Origin of the sequence: Streptomyces cahuitamycinicus (assembly GCF_002891435.1) — a bacterium.
Lineage (GTDB): Bacteria > Actinomycetota > Actinomycetes > Streptomycetales > Streptomycetaceae > Streptomyces > Streptomyces cahuitamycinicus.
In genome coordinates this window covers 1-6,432 of record NZ_POUC01000438.1, presented here as the reverse complement: position 1 = coordinate 6,432, position 6,432 = coordinate 1, and the positions used below count along the sequence as shown (strand labels likewise).

General features: G+C 68.3%; 8 protein-coding genes. 4 read left to right on the top strand and 4 right to left on the bottom strand.

The features are described from left to right. Positions 1-417: 417 nt before the first annotated feature. Positions 418-1,059 carry a DNA-3-methyladenine glycosylase gene (locus C1J00_RS35990; protein WP_102913143.1) on the bottom strand — a complete coding sequence of 214 codons (642 nt, stop codon included), beginning with the start codon at positions 1,057-1,059 and terminating at the stop codon, positions 418-420. Positions 1,060-1,204: 145 nt separating this feature from the next. On the opposite strand from C1J00_RS35990, the gene C1J00_RS35985 reads away from it, so the two are divergent. From C1J00_RS35985 to C1J00_RS35975, 3 genes are all read left to right on the top strand, one after another. Continuing rightward, on the top strand, positions 1,205-1,987 hold the full coding sequence (locus C1J00_RS35985) for a sporulation protein (protein ID WP_102913142.1): 783 nt from the start codon (positions 1,205-1,207) through the stop codon (positions 1,985-1,987). A gap of 51 nt (positions 1,988-2,038) precedes the next feature. Further along, positions 2,039-2,578, top strand: a complete 540-nt coding sequence (locus C1J00_RS35980) for a YbhB/YbcL family Raf kinase inhibitor-like protein (RefSeq protein WP_102913141.1) — start codon at positions 2,039-2,041, stop codon at positions 2,576-2,578. Between the two features lie 209 nt (positions 2,579-2,787). Continuing rightward, a complete protein-coding gene (locus C1J00_RS35975; RefSeq protein WP_102913140.1) occupies positions 2,788-3,294 on the top strand; it encodes an HNH endonuclease in 507 nt (168 codons plus the stop codon). 59 nt (positions 3,295-3,353) lie between these two features. Here the strand turns inward: C1J00_RS35975 and C1J00_RS35970 are convergent, their stop codons facing one another. The 3 genes from C1J00_RS35970 to C1J00_RS35960 all read right to left on the bottom strand — a co-directional run bounded on the left by C1J00_RS35970 (position 3,354) and on the right by C1J00_RS35960 (position 5,769). Further along, positions 3,354-4,313 carry an SPFH domain-containing protein gene (locus C1J00_RS35970; RefSeq protein ID WP_102913139.1) on the bottom strand — a complete coding sequence of 320 codons (960 nt, stop codon included), beginning with the start codon at positions 4,311-4,313 and terminating at the stop codon, positions 3,354-3,356. A 132-nt stretch (positions 4,314-4,445) separates the two neighbouring features. Next, positions 4,446-4,877 carry an NfeD family protein gene (locus tag C1J00_RS35965; protein ID WP_102913138.1) on the bottom strand — a complete coding sequence of 144 codons (432 nt, stop codon included), beginning with the start codon at positions 4,875-4,877 and terminating at the stop codon, positions 4,446-4,448. Positions 4,878-4,971: 94 nt separating this feature from the next. Beyond that, positions 4,972-5,769 (bottom strand): ABC transporter ATP-binding protein, encoded by a 798-nt coding sequence (locus C1J00_RS35960; RefSeq protein ID WP_102913137.1) that lies wholly within the window; start codon positions 5,767-5,769, stop codon positions 4,972-4,974. Positions 5,770-5,930: 161 nt separating this feature from the next. Between C1J00_RS35960 and C1J00_RS35955 the strand changes: the two genes are divergently transcribed. Then, the coding region (locus C1J00_RS35955; protein WP_500691496.1) for an Rv1486c family protein at positions 5,931-6,432 on the top strand (502 nt) is incomplete at its 3' end.

The window sequence follows — 6,432 nt, the reverse complement described above, 5'->3', positions numbered from 1 at the left end:
CCATGATGGCCGGAGACGGGGTATCAACATATCTGGCGTTGACTTTTGGCACGCTGTTGAGTTCTCAAGGAACGGTCGCTTCCTTTGTACTCACCCTCTCGGGCTTTCCTCCGGGCGCTTCCCTTCGGTCTTGCGTTTCCGACTCTATCAGATCCTTTTCGATCCGATTCCCTGTCGGCGGGATTTGCCGTGCGGCCCGGGCTTTCGCCTGTCGGCCTTTCGACATTCACTACGTTAGCCGATTCCCCGTCCAACTCATAATCGAGTCTGCCGGCGTCGAATTCAGGCATGCGGGCACGCCGAATTCGCCCCTGCTGAGGGGAGTCGTTGGGTAGTGGTTTTGTCGCTTCCGGCTGCTGGCGATTGCCATACCCGGTTCAGCGGCTCGGACTACATTACGCACCCTGCCAGGGCGAGTCAACTTCGGCGGCGCCTCGGGACATGGGCCCGGTAGGGGCTCACCGTCGGGTCGTTGGCGACCCAGAAGCGCCAGGGGTGCACGGCTCCGTCGCCTCCCACGCCGGTGCGGGGACCGTTCAGTACCTGGTCGGAGGGGACGGGAGTGCCGGTCAGCATGCGGAGCGGGGTGTCTTCGGACGTGCACGCGTCCGTGCCGTCGAGGGAACGGTCGACGTCGAGGGCCGTGGCCAGGCGGGCCGGTCCTTTGGCCAGTTCCTTGTCGTTGCGGGCCGAGAGTCGCCGGGTGCGGGCCAGTTCGGCGCCCTCGATGATCTCGCCGGCGCGGAGGAGGACCGCGCTCGCCCTGCCCTCGGGGCCGCAGACCAGGTTCATGCAGAACCACATGCCGTAGGTGAAGTAGACGTACACGTGACCGGGTGGACCGAACATCACGTCGTTGCGGGCCGTGCGTCCGCGATAGGCGTGGGAGCCGGGGTCGTCGGCACCGTCGTAGGCCTCGACCTCGGTGAGGCGGAGGGCGATCGGACCGTCCGGGGTGCTGCGAACCAGGATGCGGCCCAGGAGGTCGGGGGCGACATCGAGGACGGGCCGGTCGAAGAACTCCCTGGACAGGGGCGTACGGTCGGGGGTCGCGATCATGCCGTCCGAGGGTACTGGAGACGCCGGATGCCGCGGGGTGGCCGTCGGACGCCGGCCTTGCCAGGGTGGGGCATGGAACCGGCCACGGCCGGATCGCGTTTGTAGGGATCAAGGGATCCACCCGTAGTGGGCGAGAGGGAGAGACATGGCGTTCAAGAAGCTGCTCGCGAGCCTGGGGGCCGGCGGGGCTTCGGTCGAGACCGTGCTGCACGAGGTCAACGTCGTCCCGGGCGGTGTCGTCCAGGGTGAGGTGCGGATCCAGGGCGGGTCGGTCGACCAGCAGATCGAGGGGCTCTCGGTCGGGCTGCAGGCCAAGGTCGAGGTGGAGAGCGGCGACCAGGAGTACAAGCAGGACATCGAGTTCACGAAGTCGCGGCTGGGCGGGGCGTTCGAGCTGCAGGCGAACGCCGTGCACGCGGTGCAGTTCGGTCTTGAGATCCCGTGGGAGACGCCGATCACGATGATCGACGGTCAGGCGCTGCGCGGCATGAACATCGGGGTGTCGACCGAGCTGGAGATCGCGCGTGCGGTGGACTCCGGTGACCTGGACCCGGTCAACGTGCACCCGCTGCCGGCGCAGAAGGCGATCCTCGACGCATTCATCCAGCTGGGCTTCCGGTTCAAGAACGCGGACATGGAGCGCGGTGTCATCCGGGGTACGCGGCAGAAACTGCCGTTCTACCAGGAGATCGAGTTCTACCCGCCGCAGCAGTACCGGGGACTGAACCAGGTCGAGCTGAGCTTCGTGGCCGACCAGCACACGATGGACGTGGTGCTGGAGATGGACAAGAAGCCGGGGCTGTTCAGCGAGAGCAGCGACACCTTCCGGTCCTTCCAGGTGGGTCTCAACGACTACCAGGGGACCGACTGGACCGCTTACCTCAACCAGTGGCTCTCCGAGGTCGGCAGCAAGCGCAACTGGTTCTAGGCAGGCCCTAGGCTCGGGAGTGACTGCAGGAAACGATCAGGAGGTACCGAGGTGACCGAGCTCAAGCGGCGGCCGCTCCCCCACGACTTCCATCCGCCCGTTGCGTCGTTCACGGTGACGAGCGCGGACATCGAGGAAGGTGCGGCGCTCAAGGACGCTCAGGTCCAGGCGGCCGGCGACACCTCGCCGCAACTGCGGTGGGAGGGCTTCCCGCCCGAGACCAAGAGCTTCGCCGTGACCTGCTACGACCCCGACGCTCCGACGGGCAGCGGGTTCTGGCACTGGGTGCTGTTCGACATCCCGGCATCGGTGACAGAGCTGCCGGCCGGTGCGGGCAGTGGCAAGTTCGAAGGTCTGCCGGAAGGTGCGGTCCACGCTCGTAACGACTACGGCGGCAAGGAGTTCGGCGGGGCCGCGCCGCCGCCCGGGGACGGGCCGCACCGGTATGTGTTCACGGTGTACGCCGTGGATGAGGAGAAGCTCGGGCCGGACGCGGACGCGTCGCCGGCCGTGGTCGGCTTCAACCTGAGGTTCCACACGATCGGGCGGGCCCAGCTGATCGGTGAGTACGAGGTGCCCGCCGAGGGCTGAGGAAGCCGCCTGTGATCCCGGCGTTCACGGGACGTTTGCCCGCTCCTGGTCTTGGAATTGATCAGGAGCGGGCATTTTTGTTGCCGGGGGTCGCGGGGGTCACCCCCCGCGGGAGCAGCAGATATTGCGTTGTCCATCTCGGCGTGCCCGGCCAGAGTTGACCTCAGCCCGCCAGGGGGTGGGCCGGTGCACACGGGAGGTGGGCTGGTATGCGGGACACGCTGGTGCTGAACGCGAGCTTCGAGCCGCTGTCGACGGTGACGTTGAACCGAGCCGTCGTTCTGGTGCTTCAGGACAAGGCCGTCGTCGAGCAGGCCCACCCCGAACTGCGGATGCGGGGAGCCGCGGTCGACATACCGGCGCCCCGTGTGATCAGGCTCTGCCAGTACGTACGGGTGCCGTTCCGAAGACGAGCGCCGTGGTCGAGGCGGGGCGTGCTGATCAGGGACCGGCACCGGTGCGCGTACTGCGGGAGGCGGGCGACGACCGTGGACCACGTGGTGCCGCGGTCGCAGGGGGGTCAGGACACGTGGCTGAACACGGTGGCCTCGTGTGCGCAGGACAATCACCGTAAGGCGAACCGGACTCCGGAGCAGGCGGCGATGCCGCTGCTGCGGCAGCCGTTCGAGCCGACTCCGGCGGACGCCATGCTGCTGGCGCTGGGGCAGGACGACATCGACGCGCTGCCGGAGTGGCTGGCGCAGCCCGCGGCCTAGAGCGGTCGTACGGAGGGGTCCGCTTCCTTGGGGAAGCGGACCCCTCCGTTTGTGCCGGGTCAGTCGATGGACGGCTTCTCGCGGCGCTCCTGGGCGGGGACGCCGGCTTGGGACGCGCCCCCGTTGCCGCCGGAACCGCCGCCGAGGCCGCCGAAGTTGCCCATGGCGCCGGAAAGGCCCTTGAGTGCGTCGCCGATTTCGCTGGGGACGATCCAGAGCTTGTTGGCGTCGCCCTCGGCGATCTTGGGGAGCATCTGGAGGTACTGGTAGGAGAGGAGCTTCTGGTCCGGGTCGCCGGCGTGGATGGCCTCGAAGACCGTGCGTACGGCCTGGGCCTCACCTTCGGCGCGCAGGGCGGCGGCCTTGGCCTCACCTTCGGCGCGCAGGATCTGGGACTGCTTCTCACCTTCGGCGCGCAGGATCTCGGACTGCCGGACACCTTCGGCCTGGAGGATCGCGGCGCGCTTGTCGCGGTCGGCGCGCATCTGCTTCTCCATCGAGTCCTGGATGGAGGTGGGCGGTTCGATCGCCTTGAGCTCAACGCGGTTGACGCGGATGCCCCACTTGCCGGTGGCCTCGTCGAGGACGCCGCGCAGGGCCGCGTTGATCTCCTCGCGCGAGGTGAGGGTCCGCTCCAGGTCCATGCCGCCGATGATGTTGCGGAGCGTGGTGACGGTGAGCTGCTCGATCGCCTGGATGTAGCTGGCGACTTCGTATGTGGCGGCCCGTGCGTCGGTCACCTGGTAGTAGATGACGGTGTCGATGTTGACGACCAGGTTGTCCTGGGTGATCACCGGCTGCGGCGGGAAGGGCACGACCTGTTCGCGCAGGTCGATGCGGTTGCGGATGGTGTCGATGAACGGGACGACGATGTTGAGGCCCGCGTTGAGTGTCCGCGTGTAGCGCCCGAAGCGCTCGACGATGGCCGCACTGGCCTGTGGGATGACTTGGATCGTCTTGATCAGGGCGATGAAGACCAACACCACCAGAATGATCAGGACGATGATGACCGGTTCCATCGTCGTTCCCCGTATCCCTTCTTCGCTTCGGCGCGTTCGGCAGATCTCATGGTTGTCGGAGATCTTGCTGGTCGAGTCTGACAGACCGTCGTGTGGCTGGCGAGGAGTTCACCCCAGTTGCGTCCTGCGAGGTCACATGACGATCGCGGTCGCTCCCTCGATGTCCACGACATCCACTTCCTCGCCTGATTCGTATGCGCGGTCGGTGTCGAGGGCGCGGGCCGACCAGACCTCTCCGGCCAGCTTGATCCGGCCTCCGGAGGCGTCGACGCGTTCCAGGACGACGGCTCGTCTGCCCTTCAACGCCTCCACGCCCGAGGCGAATTGGGGTCGCTGAGCACGGTGCCGGTTCGCGATGGGCCGTACGACGGCGATTCCCGCGGCCGAGATGACGGCGAAGACCACGACCTGGGCGACGGCTCCGCCGCCGAAGACGCCGGTGGCCACCGCCGCGGCGACGGCGCCCACCGCCAGCATGCCGAGTTCGGGCATCGCGGTCACCACGAGCGCGATGCCGAGCGCTGCCGCGCCGATCAGCCACCACAGCCATGCGTCGATTTCCACATGGTCATGGTAGGTCCGCGAGCCCTCTCGCCGACAGGGCACCCGCGGTGTGAAATCCCGTTCCGACTCAGGGATTTGCGCGGCGCGGGGTGGCTCAGGAGAGCGGGAGGCCCTGCGCGGTCCAGCGATCGCCCGACTGTTCGACGACGAGCGGGAGGCCGAAGCAGAGGGAGAGGTTGCGTGAGGTGAGTTCGAGCTCCAGCGGGCCGGCCGCGAGGACCTTGCCCTGGCGGATCATGAGGACGTGGGTGAAGCCCGGGGGGATCTCCTCGACATGGTGGGTGACCATGAGCATCGAGGGAGCGATCGGGTCGAGGGCGAGACGGCCGAGGCGGCGGACGAGGTCCTCGCGACCGCCGAGGTCGAGGCCGGCGGCGGGCTCGTCGAGGAGGAGCAGCTCGGGGTCGGTCATCAGGGCGCGGGCGATCAGGGTGCGCTTGCGCTCGCCTTCGGAGAGCGTGCCGAACCTGCGGTCCAGGTACTCGCTCATGCCGAGGCGGTCGAGGAAGGCCCGGGCGCGCTGCTCGTCGATGTCCTCGTAGTCCTCGTGCCAGGTGGCGGTCATGCCGTACGCGGCGGTCAGGACCGTCTCCAGGACCGTCTGGCGCTTGGGGAGCTTCTCGGTCATGGCGATGCCGGCCATGCCGATGCGGGGGCGCAGCTCGAAGACGTCGGTGCCGGGGCGGCCGAGGGTCTCGCCGAGGATGGTGGTGGTGCCCGCGCTGGGGTAGAGGTAGGTGGAAGCGAGGTTCAGGAGGGTGGTCTTGCCGGCGCCGTTCGGGCCGAGGATGACCCAGCGCTCGCCCTCCTTGACCGACCAGGAGACCTGGTCCACCAGAGCCCGGCCCTCACGGACCACGGATACGTCCTGAAGCTCCAGAACATCGCTCATGAGCGCGTTGTCTCCCCTTGCAGTGTGGCCGGTCTCGGCTGTCGCGTAAGCCTGTGGCTCGGTCCGCCGCGCCGGTGGGCGCAGCCCTCCATGAAATCTACGCCACCGGTCGGCCGGGGCATTCCCTCGGTCCGGTCCTTGGAGGGTCCTAGGCTGGAGGCATGCTTTCGGAACCACGTGCTGGACGTCTCGCAGCTTGGGGAAATGCCCTTTTGGCCGGACTTGTCTCGCCCGATGACGCTGTCCTGGCCGTCGTCGGCGCGGACGCGGTGCACAGGGTGGAGGGGCTGCCGGGTGAGTCGGGGCAGGTCGGGCTGACACTCGCGCTCGGGCGGCTGCGGACGCTCGGGGTGACCGGGCTGCGGGTGGCGCTGCCCGCGCCGGGCCATCCGCTGGGGCTGAGCGGGCCGCCGGAGTTCAACGCGCGTGCCCTGGAGGCTGAGGAGGCGGTGGTCTGTCACGGAGCCGGGTACGGGCTGGTGCCTGACGTGTACGAGGCCGGGCCCGAGGGAGTGCAGGTCGAGGTGGTGTGGCATGTGCTGCCCGTGCGGGAGGCGCCGCCCGCGGATGTGCCGTCGCTGAGCGAGGCGGAGCGGGAACTGGCGGAGGCCCTGCGGGAGGCCACGGAGGCGCTGACGCGACTGGACGTTGCCGGGTCGGGCC

Coding starts and splice junctions, on each gene's coding strand:
- C1J00_RS35970 (WP_102913139.1), bottom strand. CDS start 4,313: ATGGAACCGGTCATCATCGTCCTGATCATTCTGGTGGTGTTGGTCTTC.
- C1J00_RS35990 (WP_102913143.1), bottom strand. CDS start 1,059: ATGATCGCGACCCCCGACCGTACGCCCCTGTCCAGGGAGTTCTTCGAC.
- C1J00_RS35975 (WP_102913140.1), top strand. CDS start 2,788: ATGCGGGACACGCTGGTGCTGAACGCGAGCTTCGAGCCGCTGTCGACG.
- C1J00_RS35985 (WP_102913142.1), top strand. CDS start 1,205: ATGGCGTTCAAGAAGCTGCTCGCGAGCCTGGGGGCCGGCGGGGCTTCG.
- C1J00_RS35960 (WP_102913137.1), bottom strand. CDS start 5,769: ATGAGCGATGTTCTGGAGCTTCAGGACGTATCCGTGGTCCGTGAGGGC.